The organism is Phreatobacter sp. GW821-FHT04C01 (assembly GCF_059420385.1).
The window spans coordinates 932,743-952,500 of record NZ_JBWKTP010000001.1; the positions used below are offsets into that span (position 1 = coordinate 932,743).

Annotated in this window: 19 protein-coding genes (1 of these 19 only partly in view); 10 read left to right on the forward strand and 9 right to left on the reverse strand. The window is 67.6% G+C overall.

Annotated elements, in window-relative coordinates; genetic code table 11:
* Positions 1-93 precede the first annotated feature (93 nt).
* From AC07WJ_RS04360 to AC07WJ_RS04370, 3 genes are all read right to left on the reverse strand, one after another.
* Complete coding sequence (locus AC07WJ_RS04360) at positions 94-1,629, reverse strand: YifB family Mg chelatase-like AAA ATPase (RefSeq protein WP_494933291.1); 1,536 nt, start codon at positions 1,627-1,629, stop codon at positions 94-96.
* 86 nt (positions 1,630-1,715) lie between these two features.
* Entirely contained in the window at positions 1,716-2,018 is a 303-nt protein-coding gene (locus AC07WJ_RS04365) for an AzlD family protein (RefSeq protein WP_494933292.1), read from the reverse strand.
* Positions 2,019-2,774 (reverse strand): AzlC family ABC transporter permease, encoded by a 756-nt coding sequence (locus AC07WJ_RS04370; protein ID WP_494933293.1) that lies wholly within the window; start codon positions 2,772-2,774, stop codon positions 2,019-2,021. It lies immediately after the preceding gene.
* 105 nt (positions 2,775-2,879) lie between these two features.
* Here AC07WJ_RS04370 and AC07WJ_RS04375 point away from each other — a divergent pair, with 105 nt between their 5' ends.
* Complete coding sequence (locus AC07WJ_RS04375; RefSeq protein ID WP_494933294.1) at positions 2,880-3,494, forward strand: CGNR zinc finger domain-containing protein; 615 nt, start codon at positions 2,880-2,882, stop codon at positions 3,492-3,494.
* 44 nt (positions 3,495-3,538) lie between these two features.
* On the opposite strand, the gene gshB is transcribed toward AC07WJ_RS04375, so the two are convergent.
* From gshB to rsmI, 3 genes are read right to left on the reverse strand one after another with little or no spacing between them, the layout of a single operon-like run.
* Positions 3,539-4,480 carry a glutathione synthase gene (gshB, locus tag AC07WJ_RS04380; protein ID WP_494933295.1) on the reverse strand — a complete coding sequence of 314 codons (942 nt, stop codon included), beginning with the start codon at positions 4,478-4,480 and terminating at the stop codon, positions 3,539-3,541.
* Positions 4,481-4,492: 12 nt separating this feature from the next.
* Complete coding sequence (locus AC07WJ_RS04385; RefSeq protein ID WP_494933296.1) at positions 4,493-4,888, reverse strand: YraN family protein; 396 nt, start codon at positions 4,886-4,888, stop codon at positions 4,493-4,495.
* A complete protein-coding gene (rsmI, locus tag AC07WJ_RS04390; RefSeq protein ID WP_494933297.1) occupies positions 4,885-5,829 on the reverse strand; it encodes a 16S rRNA (cytidine(1402)-2'-O)-methyltransferase in 945 nt (314 codons plus the stop codon). Before rsmI ends, AC07WJ_RS04385 begins: the two co-directional genes overlap by 4 nt.
* Positions 5,830-6,294: 465 nt before the next feature.
* Here rsmI and AC07WJ_RS04395 point away from each other — a divergent pair, with 465 nt between their 5' ends.
* From AC07WJ_RS04395 to olsB, 7 genes are all read left to right on the forward strand, one after another.
* Positions 6,295-7,428 (forward strand): penicillin-binding protein activator, encoded by a 1,134-nt coding sequence (locus AC07WJ_RS04395; protein WP_494933298.1) that lies wholly within the window; start codon positions 6,295-6,297, stop codon positions 7,426-7,428.
* Between the two features lie 188 nt (positions 7,429-7,616).
* Positions 7,617-8,549, forward strand: coding sequence for a DMT family transporter (locus AC07WJ_RS04400; RefSeq protein ID WP_494933299.1), 933 nt, complete (start codon positions 7,617-7,619; stop codon positions 8,547-8,549).
* Between the two features lie 122 nt (positions 8,550-8,671).
* A complete protein-coding gene (locus tag AC07WJ_RS04405; RefSeq protein WP_494933300.1) occupies positions 8,672-9,298 on the forward strand; it encodes a response regulator transcription factor in 627 nt (208 codons plus the stop codon).
* Positions 9,299-9,469: 171 nt separating this feature from the next.
* Positions 9,470-9,694, forward strand: a complete 225-nt coding sequence (locus AC07WJ_RS04410; protein WP_494933301.1) for a hypothetical protein — start codon at positions 9,470-9,472, stop codon at positions 9,692-9,694.
* Positions 9,695-9,847: 153 nt separating this feature from the next.
* Positions 9,848-11,347: a phosphomannomutase/phosphoglucomutase gene (locus AC07WJ_RS04415; protein WP_494933302.1), complete on the forward strand. Its 1,500-nt coding sequence runs from the start codon at positions 9,848-9,850 to the stop codon at positions 11,345-11,347.
* Positions 11,348-11,450: 103 nt separating this feature from the next.
* Complete coding sequence (locus tag AC07WJ_RS04420) at positions 11,451-11,711, forward strand: hypothetical protein (protein WP_494933303.1); 261 nt, start codon at positions 11,451-11,453, stop codon at positions 11,709-11,711.
* 190 nt (positions 11,712-11,901) lie between these two features.
* The gene (gene olsB, locus AC07WJ_RS04425; RefSeq protein WP_494933834.1) at positions 11,902-12,822 is read left to right on the forward strand and encodes a l-ornithine N(alpha)-acyltransferase; all 921 of its coding nucleotides are present in this window, start codon (positions 11,902-11,904) and stop codon (positions 12,820-12,822) included.
* A gap of 15 nt (positions 12,823-12,837) precedes the next feature.
* Here the strand turns inward: olsB and AC07WJ_RS04430 are convergent, their stop codons facing one another.
* Together AC07WJ_RS04430 and AC07WJ_RS04435 are read right to left on the reverse strand one after the other, a co-directional pair.
* On the reverse strand, positions 12,838-14,016 hold the full coding sequence (locus tag AC07WJ_RS04430; protein WP_494933304.1) for a BaiN/RdsA family NAD(P)/FAD-dependent oxidoreductase: 1,179 nt from the start codon (positions 14,014-14,016) through the stop codon (positions 12,838-12,840).
* 57 nt (positions 14,017-14,073) lie between these two features.
* A complete protein-coding gene (locus AC07WJ_RS04435) occupies positions 14,074-14,835 on the reverse strand; it encodes an MOSC domain-containing protein (RefSeq protein ID WP_494933305.1) in 762 nt (253 codons plus the stop codon).
* A 252-nt stretch (positions 14,836-15,087) separates the two neighbouring features.
* Here AC07WJ_RS04435 and clpB point away from each other — a divergent pair, with 252 nt between their 5' ends.
* Both clpB and trmFO read left to right on the forward strand, forming a co-directional pair.
* Positions 15,088-17,691: an ATP-dependent chaperone ClpB gene (gene clpB, locus AC07WJ_RS04440; RefSeq protein ID WP_494933306.1), complete on the forward strand. Its 2,604-nt coding sequence runs from the start codon at positions 15,088-15,090 to the stop codon at positions 17,689-17,691.
* A 146-nt stretch (positions 17,692-17,837) separates the two neighbouring features.
* Positions 17,838-19,253 carry a methylenetetrahydrofolate--tRNA-(uracil(54)-C(5))-methyltransferase (FADH(2)-oxidizing) TrmFO gene (gene trmFO, locus AC07WJ_RS04445; protein WP_494933307.1) on the forward strand — a complete coding sequence of 472 codons (1,416 nt, stop codon included), beginning with the start codon at positions 17,838-17,840 and terminating at the stop codon, positions 19,251-19,253.
* Positions 19,254-19,310: 57 nt separating this feature from the next.
* Here trmFO and AC07WJ_RS04450 read toward each other — a convergent pair whose 3' ends face one another.
* On the reverse strand, positions 19,311-19,758 hold the end of the coding sequence (locus tag AC07WJ_RS04450) for a peptidoglycan DD-metalloendopeptidase family protein (RefSeq protein WP_494933308.1). Its footprint extends 1,502 nt past the window's final position; only the last 448 of its 1,950 coding nucleotides appear in the window; its start codon lies beyond the right edge, outside the window — the gene reads right to left on this strand; its stop codon occupies positions 19,311-19,313.

Sequence of the window (19,758 nt, forward strand, 5' to 3'; positions counted from 1 at the left end):
AAAAGAGCGAGGAAGGGTAAAGAGGCGTGGTTGACGACCGGTTACCAGGATCCGGTGCTGCTGCCTAGGGTCGGTCCCCGGGAGCGCCTGGGCTCAGGCGGCGCTGCGCAGCCGGTCGGGGGCGCCGCGATAGGTCAGGGCTTCGGCCAGGTGGATGCGGCCGAGCCGCGGCTCACCGTCGAGATCGGCCAGGGTGCGGGCGACCTTGAGCACGCGATGATAGCCGCGCGCGGTCAGGCGCATCGCGTCGGCGGCGTCGCGCAGCAGCACCTGGCCGGCGGCGTCGGGCGCCGCCACCGTGTCGAGCACCGCGGGCGGACAATGGGCGTTCAGGCGGATCGCCAGACCGAGCGCGGCATAACGCTCGGCCTGGATCAGCCGGGCCGCCGCGACGCGCGCGCCGATCTCCAGGCTGCCCTGTGCCGGTGCCGGCAGGATCAGGTCGGCGGCCGAGACCGCGGGCACCTCGATGACCAGGTCCATCCGGTCGATCAGGGGGCCCGAGATCTTGGCCTGGTAATCGGCCATGCAACGGTCATTGGCCATGCGCCGGCAGGTGTGGCCGGGCTCGGTCGCCAGGCCGCAGCGGCAGGGGTTCATCGCGGCGACGAGCTGGAACCGGGCCGGAAAGCAGACCCGTTGATTGGCCCGGGCGATCATGGCCTCGCCGGTCTCGATCGGCTGGCGCAGGCCGTCGAGCACATGAGGCTGGAATTCCGGCAACTCGTCGAGAAACAGCACGCCGTGATGGGCAAGCGAGACCTCGCCCGGCTTGATGCGCTGGCCGCCGCCGATCAGGGCCGGCATGGTGGCGGAATGATGTGGCGCGCGGAACGGCCGCCGCGTGGTCAGCGCGCCGCCCTCGAGTTCGCCGGCCACCGAATGGATCATCGAGACCTCGAGCAATTCGGCCGGCGACAGCGGCGGCAGGATCGAGGGCATGCGGCTCGCCAGCATGGACTTGCCCGAACCGGGCGGGCCGCTCATCAGCAGTGCATGGCCGCCGGCCGCGGCGATCTCGACGGCGCGCTTGGCGCTTTCCTGGCCTTTGATGTCGCGAAAATCGGCGAGCGGGGCGTCGACGGCGCGTATGCCGGGCTTCGGCCGGGACAGGACCTGGGTGCCCTTGAAATGATTGGCGAGCTGCACGAGGTTGTCGGGCGCCAGCACCGCCACGTCCTCGCCGGCCCAGGCGGCTTCCGGGCCACAGGCCTTCGGGCAGATGATGCCGAAGCCCTGGGCGTTGGCGGCCATCGCCGCCGGCAGGACACCGGCGACCGCGGTCAGCCGGCCGTCCAGCGCCAGTTCGCCGAGCACGACGAAACCGTCGAGCGCGTCATGGGGAATGGCGCCAATGGCGGCCATCAGGCCGAGCGCGATGGGCAGGTCGAAATGACTGCCTTCCTTGGGCAGGTCGGCGGGCGCCAGATTGACCGTGATGCGGCGGCCGGGCAGCGCCAGGCCGGAGGCAACCAGCGCCGAACGCACCCGCTCCTTGGCCTCGTTCACGGCCTTGTCCGGCAGGCCGACAATGTTGAACACGACATTGCCGGCCAGGACATGCACTTGCACATCCACGGGTTTGGCCTCGATCCCCTGGAAGGCAACGGTCGCGACGCGCTGGACCATGGTTCAACCCCCGCGTGTCAGTCTGCACACATGGGCGACAGGAACAATAAGGGAACATCCCGATGCCGCTGCCGTCGATTGGCCGGCTAAATCGCGACGCGCCATGCCGCGACGGTCGCCACGCCCGCCAGCGCGGCGACGAGGTCGTTGCCGGTCAGCCGCATGACGATGCCGATCACGCCGAGCGCGACAAGTTCGGAGGGTCGCCCACGCATCGCGGTCGGCACGACGATGCCGGCCATGACCGCGACCGGTGTCGCTTTCAGGGCCGCCTCGAGGCGTGGGGTGACCGGGATGAAGCGCATGAGCCAGAAGCCCGCGGCCCGGCAGGCGAAGGATGCGAGCGCCATCACGAGAAGGAGGGGCAGGAAGGCGGGCTCGACCGACATTCAGGCCATGTCTTTCGACGCGAGGCCCTGCCGCGGACTGAAGCGAAGGGCGGCAACGACGGCGCCTGCAAGGCCGGCGGCGACAATGGCCCAGCCGGTCGAGGCCACGAGGTTGACCGCGACGGCCGCCGCCGCCGCGGCGACCAGGACGGCGATATCGCCTCTGCCGCCGAACATGCCGACGCCCATGGCGGCGGCAAAGGCCACCAGCAGGAAATCGAGGCCGAGCCGGGAGGGATCCGGCACGATGAGGCCGGCGGCCTGGCCGAGGATCGTGCCGGCAAGCCAGGCAGCGAACATCGCGACGCCCGATCCCAGGACATAAGCGGCGTCCCTTTCGCCGGCAGCGTGCTGTTTCATCGACAGGAGCCAGTTGCCGTCGCCGAGGAAGAACAAGGTCGCATAGGCCTGGAGCGCGGGCAGCTTGCCGAGCCAGGGCCGCAGCGCGGCACCGTAGAGGATATAGCGCGCGTTCATCACCAGGATCATGGCGGCGATCGCCGAAAGGGAGACGCTGGCACCCATGCCGCGCCCGCCGAGCGTGCTGGCGGCGGCAAGCTGCGCCGAACCGGAATAGACGGCGGCACTCATCAGCGCGGCCTCGACCAGCGAGAGTCCGACCTGCTGCGCGACCAGCCCGAAGGCGACGCCATAAACGAAGGTGCCGGCGCAAAGCGCCTGGGCCGCCCGGGCGCCGCGCAGGAAGCCTGCGGCGCTGAACGCGGCTCGCGCGCCGCCTGCGCCTATGTCAGCCATTATTGTCCGCCGCGCCTAACCTATTTATAGGTTAGATTACGTTGCCTGCCAGAGCTGTCAATCGTGGTGATGGCTGGGCTGGCGCTGCACCAATGGATGCGCCCGATGACCCGCCGCGTCGATTTCATCACTCTCCTGGGCGATCGGTTGTGCCTGGACCTGGTCAACAGCGCCAACTGGATCGATGGGCAAGTGGCCGACGAGGCCTTCGTCACGGCCGACGACGTCGTCACCTGGACGGGCCGGGCGCTGCCGATCGGCGCGGATGGCCTGGATCGCTGGAAAGAGGCGCTACGCATCGACGGCCAGGCGGCCGAGCGCCTGCCGGCGCGGCTGCGTGCCTGCCGCGCTGCGGTCCGGCGGCTCTGCCTTGCCGGCATCGATCCGCGCGCATCGCGTGCCGGCCTGCAGCCGGATCTCGAGACGCTGTTCGACCTGAGCAGGGATGCGTCGGTGCGGATGGTGATCGGGGAGGATGGCTATCGCTGCGAGCCTGCCGGCGTGCCGCCGGACCGCTGGCTCCTCGCCACGATGGCCATGTCGGCGACCGAGCTTCTGCTTGGCCAGGACAGGCCGGCGCTGCGGCTCTGTCCGGGGCATCGCTGCGGCTGGCTGTTTCTCGATCGCTCGCGCGGCGGCCGGCGCCGCTGGTGCCAGATGGAGACTTGCGGCAACCGGGCCAAGGCCCGCGCTCACCATCGCCGGGCGAAGGCGCCTTAATGCGCCAGAGCGTCCACGGGCGGCCGCTCCGGCGCGAGCGTCGATCAGCCGCGCCTGGCCTCGATCGCGTCCCAGACCTGGACCGCGAGATCCGGTCCGCCGAGCCGCTTGATCGCGCGGATGCCGGTGGGGGCGGTGACATTGATCTCGGTCAGGTTGCCGCCGATCACGTCGATGCCGGCGATGACCAGGCCGCGCGCCTTGAGCTCCGGCCCGATGGTCTCGCAGATCTCGCGCTCGCGCGGGCTCAGTTGCGTGGTCTCGGCCGCCCCGCCACGCACCATGTTCGACCGGAGATCGTCGGCCGCCGGCACGCGGTTGACCGCGCCGGCAAAGACGCCGTCGACCAGGATGATGCGCTTGTCGCCGTCGCGCACCGCCGGCAGGTAGCGCTGGATCACCCAGGGTTCGCGGCCGAGGCTCGCGAAAGTGTCGAGGAACGAGCCGAAATTTTCGTCGCCGTCGCGGATGCGGAACACGCCGGCGCCACCATGGCCATAGAGCGGCTTCATGACGATATCACCCATTTCCTTGCGGAAGGCGCGGATCTCGTCGGCATCGCGGGTGATCAGCGTCGTCGGCATCAGCTGCGGGAACAGGGTGACGAAGATCTTTTCCGGCGCATTGCGGACATGGAACGGGTCGTTGACGACCAGGGTCTTCGGATGGACGCGTTCGAGGAAATGGGTCGCGGTGATGTAGTGCAGGTCGAAGGGCGGATCCTGGCGCATCAGGATGACGTCGAATTCGTCGAGGCGGGTGCGCTGGGCTGCGCCGGCGGTGAAATGATCGCCCTCGATGTCGCGCACGGTGAGCGGTGCGACCCAGGCCGACGGCACGCCGTCGCGCAAGGCCAGGCGGTCGGGATGATAATAGCCGACCTCGTGGCCCCGGGCCTGCGCCTCCAGGATCAGCGCGAAGCCGGAATCACCTTTGATCTTGATGGTCTCGATGGCGTCCATCTGGACAGCGACCTTGAGCCGCATGGGGCGTTCCTTTCAGAAATTCGCGTCGAAGGCGCCTGGAATATGGCGTGGCATCGCGCCTTTCGATACCAGGATCATGTCGTAGCGCCTATCACAGCCGGCATGGCGGGGATGCGTCAGGCAGAACCGCTCGGCGGCCTGGGTGATCCGGCGGCGCTGGGCGTTGCCGAGCGCGATTTCGGCTTCGGCGAGGTCTGCCCGCGCCTTGACCTCGACGAAGACGAGACAATTGCCGCGTCGGGCGATCATGTCGATCTCGGCGCCCGGTGCGCGCCAGCGGCGCGCCAGGATGCGATAGCCCTTGACCATCAAAAGCAGCGCGGCGGCGGTTTCGGCGAGCCGGCCGCGGCCCCAGGCACCGGAGCGCTTCGGGTCGGCCTCGCGCCGGCGCGCCGGACCCTTCCTCACCTGGCAGCCCCGGGCCCGGATCTGTCGCCACCTGCCGCGGCCTGAGCGAGTTCGAGGGCACGCTGATAGAGGTCGCGGCGCGGCAGGCCGGTTGCCGCGGCGATCGCGGCGGCGGCATCCTTGACCGAGCCGGTGGCGAGGGCTGCGGCCAGCATGGCATCGATATCGTCGGCCGGCGGCGGTGGCGCTTCGCCGGGCGGTCCGACGACCAGCACGATCTCGCCCTTCGGATCGGCGGCCGCGGCATAATGGGCGGCGAGTTCGCCGAGCGAACCGCGCCGCACCTCTTCGTGGCTCTTGGTCAGTTCGCGGCAGACCGCCGCCTGGCGGTCGCCGAGCTCGGCGAAGAGGTCGGCGAGCGAAGCGGCGAGGCGCGGTCCGGTCTCGAAGAAGACGAGCGAACCGGGCACGCCGGCAAGCGCCTTGGCGCGGCCGCGCCGGCCAACCGTCTTGGGCGGCAGGAAGCCGTCGAAAAAGAAGGCATCGGTCGGCAAGCCGGCGGCCACCAGGGCGGCCAGGACGGCGGATGCGCCGGGCACCGGGATGACCGGCAGATCGGCGCTGCGCACGGCCTCGACCAGCTTGAAGCCCGGGTCGGAGACGAGCGGCGTGCCGGCGTCGGAGCACAGCGCGATCGCCTGGCCGGCGGCGAGCCGGGCCAGCAGTTTCGGGCGCATCTCGGCGGCGTTGTGCTCGTGATAGGGCACGAGCGGCACGGTCAGGCCGAAATGGTCGACCAGGCGCCGGGTGATGCGGGTGTCCTCGCAAGCGACCACGTCGGCCGCGGCCATGGTTTCGATGGCGCGGATGGTCATGTCGCGCAGGTTGCCGATCGGGGTCGCGACCACATGCAGGCCGGGCTCCAGCGGGCGGGCCGTGAAGGCGGTGCCGCCGATCAGGTAGCGGCGTGCGGGAACAGGCGAATCGGCAAGGCGGGTCATGCAGCGTGGATCTCCGAAGAGCACTCTAGGCCGGCTTCCGGCAGCCGTCATGTGACGCGCGCCGAGGCGCGGGCGGCCGGTATGGCAGAGAACGCCAAAAATTGAAGTAGGGTGAACAGTGCACTGCGCGGGGGCGGGACGCGGGCCGAGGATCGGCGCTCCGGCACCAGTAAAACCAAGGTGGACGGGCGTTCCGCGGCTCCTGTTCCGGATCAGCCCCGGCCCTTTCCATTTGGCTCGGCGCGGCGTGACTGTTGCCCATCGGCCACGCCATTTGCCAAGCATGCGTTTGACCTTGGCGACCCACCACGGTTAATGCGAGATTGTGGGCGGGGCGCTCGGGGCATGTGGAGGCCTTTCGTGGTGACGAGAACGGCTAATCGGCGGGACTTTGGTCCGGCGCGTATCGATGCGTCCGGATTCTGGCGTCTCGATCTTCCGCGTCGCGGGTTCTTGTCTGCCGCCATGGTACTCGGGCTTGCCGGCTGTTCGGGCATGAACCTCGGCGGTTCCGCGCCCGGCGGGCCGGCTTCGACGGCACCGACCGCGCAGGCCGCTCCCGGTGCCGGGACCACGATCGGAACCGGCTCGGTGAAGGTGGCGCTGCTGTTGCCGCTCTCCGCCGGCGGCGCTGCCGGCAATACCGCGACCGTGTTGCGCAATGCTGCCGAAATGGCCATGGCGGAATTCCAGGGCCCGGATCTGACGATCCTGGTGAAGGACGACGGCGGCACGGCCGAGGGGGCCGCCGCCGCGACCCAGGCCGCTCTCCAGGAGGGCGCCGAACTCATTCTCGGGCCGCTGTTCGCCGATGCGGTGCGCGGCGCCGCCTCGGTCGCCCGGCCCGCCGGCAAGCCGATCATGGCCTATTCGACCGATACCAGTGTCGCGACCCGCGGCGTCTACCTCATGAGTTTCACGCCGCAGACCACGGTCGAGCGCATCGTCCAGCACGCCGCCCAGCAGGGCAAGCGCTCCTATGCCGCCTTCGTGCCGAACTCGGCCTTTGGCCAGGTGGTGCAGGGCGCCTTCCAGGAGGCGGTGAGCCGCTCCGGCGGGCGTGTCGTCGCGATCGAAACCTTCCCGCTCGAGCCGGCCGGGGTCACCGCGGCGGCGGCCAAGCTCGCCGGCATCGCCAACCAGATCGACGCGATCTTCGTGCCGGATCCCTATGACGGCGCGGCGATCCGGGCCTTGTCGGCCGCCGGCATCGACACCCGGCGTGTCCAGGTGCTCGGCGTCGGTCCCTGGGTCGGCAACCGCGCGGCCGCACAGGCTGCGCCCACCGCGCTTTATGCGGCGCCTGACGAAGCCGGCTTCCAGAGCTTTGCCGGTCGTTATCGCGCCCGTTTCGGCCAGGACCCGGCGCGCATCGCTTCGCTGACCTATGATTCCGTGTCGCTGATCGCCGCGCTCGTCCGCACCCAGGGCACCCAGCGCTTTTCCGAGAGCGTGCTGACCAACAGTTCGGGTTTCAACGGCGTCGACGGCCTGTTCCGCTTCCGTGCCGACGGTACGCCGCAACGCGGCCTGGCGGTGATCCAGGCCGGCGGCCGGGTGGTCAGCCCGGCACCGCGCTCGTTCACCGGCGGTTCCTGACGAGATCGGGTCATCCCCGCATCGGCGAAGCCGGCCGCAAGGCCGGCTTTTTGCTTTCCGGCCTGTCCGTGGTCGGGCACCTGAAATACCCCGCCGCTTGAAACAATCGTCGTGACAAAGCGCGCACGTCTCCCATGCGGACGCGCGCGGTTCGGCACAAAGCCAAATCGGATATGGCTTGGTCCATCATGAAAGAAGGACCACTCGTGCTCGACGGGGCCACCCTCGTGCCGCCCGTGACCGACCCGGCGGCGGCGCGCCTGCGCCTCAAGGGCATCGGCCTGATGGTGACGGCGCTCGCCTGTTTCGCCTGCCTCGACACCATCGCCAAATCGCTCAACACCACGATGGATCCGATACAGATCGTTTGGGCGCGCTATTGCGCGGCCTTCCTGCTGGTCCTGGTCATGGTCAATCCGCTGCGCAATCCGCGCGCGCTGGTAACGCGGCGGCCGTGGATCCAGGCGATCCGATCGGCCCTGCTGTTCGGGTCGACGGCGTTCAATTTCATCGCCCTGCAATATCTGCAGCTCGACCAGACCGTGTCGATCATGTTCGCGACGCCGTTCCTGGTGGCGATCCTGGCCGGCCCGTTTCTCGGCGAATGGATCGGCCCCAGGCGTTGGGCCGCCGTGGTGGTCGGCTTCATCGGGGTGATCGTGGTCACCCATCCCTGGAGCGGCACCATGCATTGGTCGATGCTGCTGTCACTGTCGGGTGCTTGCTTCTACGCCGTCTACAGCCTGCAGACGCGGGTGCTGGCCAAATATGATTCAGCGGCGACCACCTCGATCTATTCGGTCGCCTTCGGCGCGGTCGTGGCGAGCGTCATGGTGCCCTTCGTCTGGGTGACCCCGACGAGCGGCTGGGTGGTGCTCGGCATGGTCGCGATGGGCGCCTTCGGCGCGGTCGGCCACTGGCTGCTGATCCTCGCGCACGGCTTCGCGCCGGCCGGCGTGCTGTCGCCGTTCATCTACACGCAGATCATCTGGATGGTGACGTTCGGCGCGCTGTTCTTCGGCCAGGTGCCGGCACCGCATACCCTGGCCGGCGCCGCCATCGTCATCGCCTCGGGCCTTTATCTTCTGTATCGGGAGCGGGTGGTGAAGGCGGGCGGCTGACCCGGCTTGACCCAGGGGCAATTTGTCGCATACGGTTATGTACTGACGAGGGTTTTGCGGCGCTTCGGGCAGCATGACCACGGCTCGCAGGTCGGTGCCATTGGAATCCAGGGGGCTTGGTCATGTCGACGGACGCGGGCCACGCGGGCGACCTCTTCATCGTCGATGACGATGCGGCCATTCGCGACGCACTTGCCATCCTGTTCGAGCAATCGGGCTTCCGGGTCGCGACCTTCGCCGACGGTCCGGCGACCCTGGTGGCGCTGCAGCATCGCGCGCCGGATGCCATCCTGCTCGACGTCCACCTGCCCGGGCCGAGCGGCCTGGAGGTGCTCCGCCAGCTCAATCAACGCAAATTCTCCGGGCCGGTGGTGATGATTTCCGGCCATGCCGACATTCCGATGGCGGTCGAAGCGATCAAGTCCGGCGCGGTCGATCTGGTCGAAAAGCCGTTCGATGCCGACAAGGTCATCGTGCAGGTGATCCAGGCCCTGGCGGTCCACGCCCGGCGCCGGGCCGAGCGCGCCGATCCGGTGGCGGCGCTGGGGCCCGACGGCGCGAGCCTCCTGACCCCACGCGAACGCGACGTGTTGCAGGAGCTGGTGCGCGGCGCCTCCAACAAGGAGGCCGGCCGCAGCCTGGGGATCAGCCCGCGGACCATCGAGGTTCATCGCGCCAGGATCATGGAAAAGCTCGGCGCCAAGAATGCCGCCGATCTGGTGCGGGTCATCTACGACGAGCGCCGCTAGGGCGCGCGGCCGGGCGCCGGCGCCGATCTTCGTGGTCTCTGTCGAAAGTTCCGCTTGATCGGGTGCGTTCGAGGGCCGTATCGTTTCCCCGGCGGACGACCCTGGCGAAGTCCATAGGGAGGGCGTTCGTGGGGTTTTGCATGCGCATTCCCGCGAACCGCGAGGCCGACCATGTCCAATGAACCCGTTATCTATGCGCGTATGCTGGGCGGAATTCTGGAAATCGCGACCGATCGCCTGACGCTCCGTTCGCCGTCGGGATCGCTGGTCGCGATCGAGGACCATGTCCGCACGCTGTTCGCCGAGGCGCTCGAGATCCGGATCATGACGGTGGAAGAGGCGCCGTGGGTGGTGTCCCACCACGTCATCGCGCCGCCGCTGCAGCGCGCGGCCTGACCGGCGCTTGCCGGACCTTTCCGTTTTCGACATTGTTGCGGTGCACGATCGCTCACCTGCTGTTCATCCTGGCCGTGCGATGGCCATTGAGCATGGGCGGCGCCACAGGCGCGTCACCCACTTGTCCTCTCGTCGCGCGAAGGTTCATTCCGCATGTTTCCAAAGCCGCTGCCGTCGCTGACCCCCAATACCGCCGCTTATGAATCCCTGCCGATGGTGAAGCCCACGGGGTTTCGCGAATATGATGCACGCTGGTTCTTCGGCAAGGAGCTGAACCTGATGGGCGTGCAGGCCGTCGGCATGGGCCTCGGCACGCTGATCGGACGCATGGGCGTGAAGCGCGAGATCGTCGTCGGCCACGATTTCCGCAGCTATTCCCAATCGATCAAGATGGCGCTGGTGACCGGCCTGATGGCGGCCGGCTGCAAGGTGCGCGACATTGGCCTGGCCATGTCGCCCATGGCCTATTTCGCCCAGTTCGAGCTCGATGTGCCCTGCGTCGCCATGGTCACCGCCAGCCATAACGACAATGGCTGGACCGGGGTGAAGATGGGCGCGCAGCGCCCGGTGACCTTCGGCCCGGACGAGATGACGGCCCTGAAGAAGATCGTTCTGGAGGCCGATTTCGACCTGGTCGGCGGCGGCTCCTACCTGTTCATCGAGGATTTCGCCGGCCGCTACATCCGTGACCTGACCGAGCGCCCGAAGATCGGCCGCAAGCTGAAGGTTGTCGCGGCCTGCGGCAACGGCACGGCCGGCGCCTTCGCGCCGCAGATCCTGGAAAAGCTCGGCTGCGAGGTGATCCCGCTCGATGCCGAGCTCGACTACAACTTCCCGCGCTACAACCCCAATCCGGAAGACATGAAGATGCTTCATGCCATGGCCGTGGCGGTGAAGGAGCACGGCGCCGATGTCGGCCTCGGTTTCGACGGCGACGGCGACCGCTGCGGCGTGGTCGACAATCACGGCGAGGAAATCTTCGCCGACAAGATCGGCGTCATGCTGGCGCGCGACCTGGCCAAGGTGCACGGGCCGTCGAAATTCGTCGTCGATGTCAAATCGACCGGTCTGTTCGCCACCGATCCGGAGCTGAAGCGGCTCGGCGCCACCACCGACTATTGGAAGACCGGCCATTCCTACATCAAGCGGCGGGTGCGCGACCTGAACGCGCTGGCCGGTTTCGAGAAGTCCGGCCACTTCTTCTTCAACGCGCCGGTCGGCCGCGGCTATGACGACGGCGTGGTCACGGCGATCGCCATTATCGACATGCTCGACCGCAATCCGACCAAGTCCATGGCCGAGCTTTATGCCGACGTGCCGAAGACCTGGGGCACGCCGACCATGGCGCCGAAATGCGCCGACGAGATCAAATACGAAGTGGTCGAGCGCATCGCCAAGCGGTTCCAGGATATGCGCGAACATGCCAAGCGCATCGCCGACCATGCCATTGTCGATATCGTCACGGTCAACGGCGTGCGCGTCACTGCCTCGGACGGCACCTGGGGCCTGGTCAGGGCGTCGTCGAACAAGCCCGAGCTGGTCGTGGTGGTCGAAAGCCCGGTATCGGAAAAGCGCATGCGCGACATGTTCAAGGCGGTCGACGCGGTGGTGCGCGAGAACCCGGAAGTCGGCGAATATAACCAGACCATCTGAGCGATCGCGAAAGCCGGCGGGAGCTGAATTTCCCGCCGGTTATTTACTCTACGTTAACCATCGCGTGGGACGCTCCGGCGGACAACAAGCCGGGGGGCATGCGATGACCGAGGCGACATCCGCCACAGACGATATCAGGCGTTCGAGCAGCACGGCGGAGATCGAGACGTTGCGGTCGATCACCAGCGGCATCGCCTCGTTCGGCGCGGCGGTTCGCGGCAGCCCGCTGTCGAATGCGCAAAAGTCGCGCGTCCTGGCGAGCCTCGCCGAGGCATCGGGCAACATGCTGGTCGCGACCAGCGCCTATATTTCCGAGCTCGGCGCGTCACGCGGCCACGGCTCGGCGCTGTCGGCGGCGGACTGACCGGCTCGGGTCTTCCCGTCCCACCTGCCACCTGTCATTGATCCGTCGCCGCGCCGTCATTCACCTGTCTGCTTGATGCGAGACGAGGTGCGATACGCGCATGCGACGAATCGACCGGGTTGAATCGGTCGTCATGCCGTAGGAGACAGCGGCCATGACCGAGCCGGTTGCCAAGCACAGCGCATCGCCCATGCGGGCCTGGGATCCGGCCGCCTGGGCCGACCAGGGCCGCAAGATCATTCCCATGGTGCGCGCCTATGGCGGCATTCGCCTGCGCGACGCCCGCGCGGCGCTGCCCGAGACGCTCGGCCGTATCGGCTCCCTGGAAGTGCGGCTGGCGGCCAATGCCGCGGAAGTGCGCCGGGCGCAGAAATTGCGCTTCAAGGTGTTCTACGAGGAGATGCGGGCGATCGCCGACGGCGCCTCCAAGCTGGCGCGCCGCGACATCGACGCTTTCGACGCCATTTGCGACCACCTGGTGGTGATCGACCACGACGTGATCAAGCGGCCGCGCTTCGGCCCGCCGCGCCCGGCCATCGTCGGCACCTACCGGCTGCTGCGCCAGGATGTCGCCGATCGTCACGGCGGCTTCTACACCGCCTCCGAATTCGACATTTCCGGCCTGCTCGCGCGCCACAAGGGCTTGCGTTTCCTCGAGCTCGGCCGCTCCTGCGTGAAGCCGGCCTATCGCAACAAGCGGACGGTCGAGCTGCTCTGGCACGGCATCTGGACCTATGTGCTGCGCCACCGCATCGACGCGATGTTCGGCTGCGCCAGCCTGGAGGGCACCGACCCCAAGGCTCTGTCGCTCGAGCTGTCGTTCCTGCACCACCATGCCGCGGCGCCGGAAGAATGGGCCGCGCGGGCGCTGCCGTCGCGTTATGTCGGCATGGGGCGGCTGTCCAAGGATGCCCTTGACGTGAAACGCGCGCTGCATGCCCTGCCGCCGCTGATCAAGGGTTATCTCCGGCTCGGCGCCCATGTCGGCGACGGCGCGGTGGTCGACCACCAGTTCGGCACCACCGACGTCCTGATCGTGCTGCCGGTGGCGGCGATCAGTCCGCGCTATATTGGCCATTTCGGCCCGACCGGCGAGCGCCACGCGGCCTGATGCGGCAAGCGCCGGTCACACCGCCTGGCCGGCGCTCCAGCCCGACGACCAGGCCCACTGGAAATTGTAGCCGCCGAGCCAGCCCGTGACATCGACGACCTCGCCGATGAAATAGAGGCCGGGAACCGCCTTGGCCTCCATGGTCCTCGAATCGAGATCGCGGGTGTCGACGCCGCCGAGCGTCACTTCTGCGGTGCGATAGCCCTCGGACCCGTTGGGGCGAACACGCCAGGCGTTGACCGCCGCATCGACCCGGGCCAGCACCTTGTCAGAGAGGTCGGCCAGATTGCCCTGGATCGCCTGGTCCTCGACCACGCTTTGGGCAAGACGCTTGGGCAAATAGCCCGAGAGCACCGTCTGCAATGCCTGCCGGCCGTTGCTGGCGCGGGCGGCGCGCAGCGTCGCGAGCAGGTCGACATCGGGCAGCATGGCGACGGTGATCTCGTCGCCCTCGCGCCAGAACGACGAGATCTGCAGGATGGCCGGGCCGCTCAACCCCCGATGGGTGAACAGCATGGCCTCCTCGAAACGGGTCTTGCCATGGCCGACGACGGCATCGACGGCGACACCGGCCAGCGGCTTCAGGCGCTCCAGCATGTCGGGCTGGAAGGTCAGCGGCACCAGCGCCGGGCGCGTCTCGACCAGGCGGAGGCCGAAATGGGCGGCCAATTCGTAACCGAAACCGGTGGCGCCCATTTTCGGGATCGATTTGCCGCCGCTCGCCACCACCATCGCGCTGGCGCGCACCGTGCCGCGGGTGAGCTTCAGGTGAAAGCCGTCGTCACGCCTGGCGACATCGGTGACCGTGGTCTCGAGCCGGAGCTCGACGCGATGGCGGGCCATTTCAGCGGTCAGGAGGTCGATGATCTCGCGCGCCGAGCCGTCGCAGAACAGCTGGCCGAGCGTCTTCTCGTGATAGGCGATGCCGCTGCGCTCGATCCAGGCGATGAAATCGCGCTGGCTGTAGCGACTGAGCGCCGAAATGCAGAAGCGTGGGTTCTGCGAGATGAAGTTGCGTGGGCCGGCGTGGATATTGGTGAAATTGCAGCGGCCGCCGCCGGAGATGCGGATCTTCTCTCCGGGTGCCGCCGCGTGATCGACGATCAGCACCGAGCGGCCACGTTTGCCGGCCTCGATGGCGCACATCATGCCGGCGGCGCCGGCACCGATCACCACCACGTCGAACTGTTCCACGGCTTGCTTCTGGCTCACGGTTCCACGCGACCTATCGATTGACGCCGCAGGACACGGTCACTGCGGGGCCACGGCATCGCCGACCGCGATCCGGCCGCCGGCGGTGACGCCGAGATAGATGCCGCAATCGGCGTGGCCATAGGTGCGCATCAGCACCGCCGGGATCATGACGTCGCGAATGGCGGTCTTCGGATTGACCGTGGTGGCGGCGCAGCGCTCGGTGCGCTTGATGCCGCGCAGCAGGCTGCCGCCGACGCCGACCGCCTTGTCGATCCAGTCGAATTCGGCAAAGGCCGGCAATCCGTCAATATAGATATTGGCCCGGAAGCGGAGCGGGTCGAGCGCCATGCCGGTGACCTGTTCCAGGGCCCTGACGGTCGCCAGATTGATGATCGAGGTGAAACCCGAACGCGAATCCATGAAGCGGAAACCGAGCGGCGCGGTCAGCACCTTCGGGTCGCCGGCGAGTTCCTTGGCTAGGAAGCTCCTGAAGAAGTTCTCGATCGCCGCCCGGCCCTCGGGCGTGCCGAGATCGGCCCTGACCGCCTCGGCGCCCTCGACCGCAATCGCCAGTTCGCCTGAGGCCTCGTCATAGAGGGTGTTCAGCTTGGCCAGCGCCGCCTGGCGTGCGAGCACCAGGAATTTGGTCTTCGGCTGGTGTTCCGGGGCCGCCGGATCGAAACCCGAGGGGCCGTTTTCGATGGCGAACAGCCGGTCGCCGGGAAAATGGCCGGCGGTGGTGAGCGCCGCCTCGGTCAGCGGTTCCGCCGAAAGGCCCTTGACGGGGTAGCGGTAGAGGGCGGCGATGCGGGCGGTCATGGCGTGTCCTGCGACGGATTGTCGGCCGAATTGACGTGGCGCAAGGCGCCCTGGCGGTCAAGCGGCCAGCCTGTCACTCCTGATTGCGGAGAAACCGTCGGGATCACACCGCCGTGACATCTGCCTCTTCCGTTGGCAAACCGGCCTCCCCATATCCGTCCTGCCGGTCGCTTCGGGGCCGGGACACTCATTCGGTCGGACGTTTCCTCCGGGCTCAGACGAGACGGTGGGATCGGTCAAAGGAGAGACCATATGAACTTTGAAAAATACACCGAGCGCGCCCGCGGTTTCGTTCAGTCGGCGCAAATGCTGGCGACCCGCGAAGGGCATCAGCAATTCGCGCCCGAGCACCTGCTGAAGGTTCTGCTCGACGACCCGGAAGGCCTGTCCGCAGGCCTGATCCGCCAGGGCGGCGGCCAGCCGCAGGTTGCCCTGCAGCGGACCGAGGAGGCGCTGAAGAAGATTCCGAAAGTGCAGGGTGCGGGCGCCGGCCAGCTCTATCTCGCGCCGGGCATCGCGCGCGTTTTCGATGCCGCCGAGAAAGCCGCCGAGAAGGCCGGCGACAGTTTCGTCACGGTCGAGCGCCTGTTGCTGGCCCTGGCCCTGGAAAAGGACACCGAAGCCGGCAAGGCGCTGGCGGCGGCGAGCGTGACGCCGCAAGCGCTGAACAAAGCGATCGAGGCGCTGCGCAAGGGCCGCACGGCCGATTCCGCTTCGGCCGAGAACGCCTATGACGCCCTGAAGAAATATGCCCGCGACCTGACGGCGGCGGCCCGCGAGGGCAAGCTCGACCCGGTGATCGGCCGCGACGAGGAAATCCGCCGCACCATCCAGGTGCTGTCGCGCCGGACCAAGAACAATCCGGTGCTGATCGGCGAGCCGGGTGTCGGCAAGACCGCCATCGTCGAGGGCCTGGCCTTGCGTGTGGTCGACGGCGACGTGCCGGAAAGCCTGAAGGACAAGGCGATCCTGTCGCTCGACATGGGCTCGCTGATCGCCGGCGCCAAATATCGCGGTGAATTCGAGGAGCGGCTGAAGGCCGTGCTGCAGGAGGTGACCTCCTCGGACGGCGGCATCGTGTTGTTCATCGACGAGATGCATACGCTGGTCGGCGCCGGCAAGGCCGATGGCGCGATGGATGCGTCCAACCTCTTGAAGCCGGCTTTGGCGCGCGGCGAGCTGCATTGCATCGGCGCGACCACGCTCGACGAATATCGCAAGCATGTCGAAAAGGACGCGGCGCTCGCCCGGCGGTTCCAGCCGGTGTTCGTCTCCGAGCCGTCGGTCGAGGACACCATCTCGATCCTGCGCGGCCTGAAGGAGAAATACGAACAGCACCATCAGGTGCGGATCACCGACTCGGCGATCGTCGCGGCCGCGACCCTGTCGAACCGCTACATTACCGACCGGTTCCTGCCCGACAAGGCGATCGACCTGGTCGACGAGGCCTCGGCGCGCCTGCGCATGCAGGTCGATTCGAAGCCCGAGGAGCTGGACGAGATCGACCGGCGCGTCATCCAGCTCAAGATCGAGCAGGAAGCCCTGAAGAAGGAGAGCGACGCGGCGTCCAAGGACCGGCTGAAGCGGCTCGAGAAGGAACTGGCCGGTCTCGAGGAAGAGAGCGACGCGCTGACCTCGCGCTGGAAGGCGGAGAAGGACAAGCTCGGCGCCGCCGCCGATATCAAGAAGCGGCTCGACGAGGCGCGCAATGCGCTGGCCAATGCGCAGCGCAAGGGCGACTGGGCGAAAGCCGGCGAGCTCTCCTACGGCGTCATTCCCGATCTGGAGAAGCGGCTGGCCGAAACCGAACAGGCGAGCGCCAATGCCAGCGCCATGGTCGAGGAGGCGGTGACCGCCGATCACGTCGCCCAGGTGGTGTCGCGCTGGACCGGCGTGCCGGTCGACCGGATGCTGGAGGGCGAGCGCGACAAGCTCTTGCGCATGGAGGACGAGATCGGCAAGCGGGTCGTCGGCCAGGGCGAGGCGGTGAAGGCGGTTTCGACCGCGGTGCGCCGGGCGCGCGCCGGCCTGCAGGACCCGAACCGGCCGATCGGCTCGTTCATGTTCCTCGGGCCGACAGGCGTCGGCAAGACCGAGCTGACCAAGGCGCTCGCCGAATTCCTGTTCGACGACGAAACAGCGATGATCCGGCTCGACATGTCAGAATATATGGAGAAGCATTCGGTGAGCCGGCTCATCGGTGCCCCTCCCGGCTATGTCGGTTATGACGAGGGTGGTGCCCTGACCGAGGCGGTCAGACGCCGGCCTTATCAGGTCGTGCTGTTCGACGAGATCGAGAAGGCCCATCCCGACGTCTTCAACGTGCTGTTGCAGGTGCTCGACGATGGTCGCCTGACCGACGGGCAGGGCCGCACGGTCGATTTTCGCAACGTGCTGGTCATCATGACCTCCAATCTCGGCTCCGAGCTTCTGGTCATGCAGAACGAAGGCGAAGAGGTCGACCAGGTGCGCGAGGGCGTGATGTCCATCGTGCGCGGCCACTTCCGTCCGGAGTTCCTGAACCGGGTCGACGAGATCATCCTGTTCGGCCGGCTCAAGCGCGAGCAGATGACGGCGATCGTCGATATCCAACTGAAGCGCCTGCAGAAGCTGCTGGACGAGCGCAAGATCCTGCTCGACATGGACGGCAAGGCGAAAGCCTGGCTCGCCGACAAGGGCTACGACCCGGCCTATGGCGCCCGGCCGTTGAAGCGGGTGATCCAGAAATGGGTCCAGGATCCGCTGGCCGAGAAGATTCTCGGCGGCGAGATCAAGGACGGCGACAAGGTCACGGTGACAGCCGGGACCGACCGCCTGTTCTTCGAGAACAAGGCGCAGGCGCTGGCCGCCGAATAGGCGGCCTAGGGCCCGCCCGACATTGCGATCGCCAGGGTCTTCCTCGGGAGACCCTGGCTTTTTCTGCCCGGAGCCTCGCCGCGGGTGCCGGCACCGCGACGCCGTCGTCCTTGCCGTGGGCCGGTCCGGGGCCTAAAACCCCGGGCATGACAAGTCTTTCCCCCATTCACATCGTCGGCGGTGGTCTCGCCGGTTCCGAAGCCGCCTGGCAGATCGCCGCCGCCGGCGTGCCTGTGGTCATTCACGAGATGCGCCCGGTGCGCGAGACCGATGCCCATAAGACCGAGGGCCTGGCCGAGCTCGTCTGCTCGAACTCGTTCCGTTCGGATGATGCCGAATCCAATGCGGTCGGCCTGCTCCATGCCGAAATGCGGCGCATGGGATCGATCATCATGCGCATGGGCGATGCCCATCAGGTGCCGGCCGGTGGCGCGCTCGCGGTCGACCGCGACGGTTTCAGCCAGGGCGTGACCGCCGCGCTCGAGGCCCATCCGCTGATCACCATCGCGCGCGAGGAGGTGGCGGGCCTGCCACCGGCCGAATGGGACAACGTGATCATCGCGACCGGACCGCTGACCTCGCCGGCGCTTGCCGCCGGCATTCAGGCGCTGTCGGGCGAGACGGCGCTCGCCTTCTTCGATGCCATCGCGCCGATCGTCCATTTCGAATCGGTCAACATGGACGTCGCCTGGTTCCAGTCACGCTACGACAAGCCGGGCCCGGGCGGCACCGGTGCGGACTATATCAACTGTCCGCTGACCAAGGACGAATACGAGGCCTTTGTCGATGCGCTGCTCGCCGGCGACAAGACGACGTTCAAGGAATGGGAGGGCACGCCCTATTTCGACGGCTGCCTGCCGATCGAGGTGATGGCGGAGCGCGGCCGCGAGACCTTGCGCTGGGGGCCGATGAAGCCGGTCGGGCTGACCAACCGGCACAAGCCGACCGAAAAGGCCTATGCCGTGGTCCAGCTGCGCCAGGACAACAAGCTCGGCACGCTGTTCAACATGACCGGTTTCCAGACCAAGCTGAAATATGGCGAGCAGGCGCGGGTGTTCCGGATGATTCCGGGGCTTGAAAATGCCGAATTCGCCCGGCTCGGCGGCATTCACCGCAACACCTACCTGAATTCGCCGAGGATGCTCGACGAGACGCTCAGGCTGAAGATCGATCCGCGGCTGCGCTTCGCCGGCCAGATCACCGGCTGCGAGGGTTATGTCGAAAGCGCTGCGATTGGCGGCCTGGTCGGCCGTTTCGCCGCGGCCGAGCGGCTCGGCCAGGCCCCGAGCCTGCCGCCGGTGACGACCGCCCATGGTGCGCTGATCAACCACATTACCGGCGGCCACGTCACCACGATCGACGAGGGACCGCGCTCGTTCCAGCCGATGAACGTCAATTTCGGGTTGTTCCCGCCGCTCGAGCAAAGCCCGACCAAGGGTCCGGACGGTGTCAGGCTGCGTGGCACGGCAAAGACCCAGGCGCGCAAGAAGGCGTTGAGCGCCCGTGCGCTGGTCGATCTCGAAGCCTGGCTCGGCGGAACCGTGCTGGCCGCCGCCGAATAGCCCGGGGGGCCCGGCGCGCTTTCGCCGGCCAATGCCCGCTCCGTCCGGCCGCCGGTCCTAGCGCCCGCTCTGGGCGGTGACGCGGGTCTCGGCGCGGTCGCGGGTCATCAGATTGTCGATGCGCTCGCGCTCGCGCATGAACTCGGCGAGAACCCGGCCTTCGAGTTCGCGGCCGCGCGGCACGCGCACCCGCATCGGGTCGACGAAGCGGCCGTTGACCATGACCTCGTAGTGCAGGTGAGGTCCGGTGGCGAGACCGGTATTGCCGAGATAGCCGATCACCTGGCCCTGGCGGACGCGGCTGCCTTCGGTGATGCCGCGGGCAAAACCGGACATGTGCGAATAGGTCGAGGTATAGCCGTTGGCGTGTTCGATCTCGATACGCCGGCCATAACCGCTCGACCAGGCGGCCTTGACAATGGTGCCATTGCCGGCGGCGATGATCGGCGTGCCGATGCGGTCGGCCCAGTCCACGCCGGTATGCATCTTGTAGTAACCCATGATC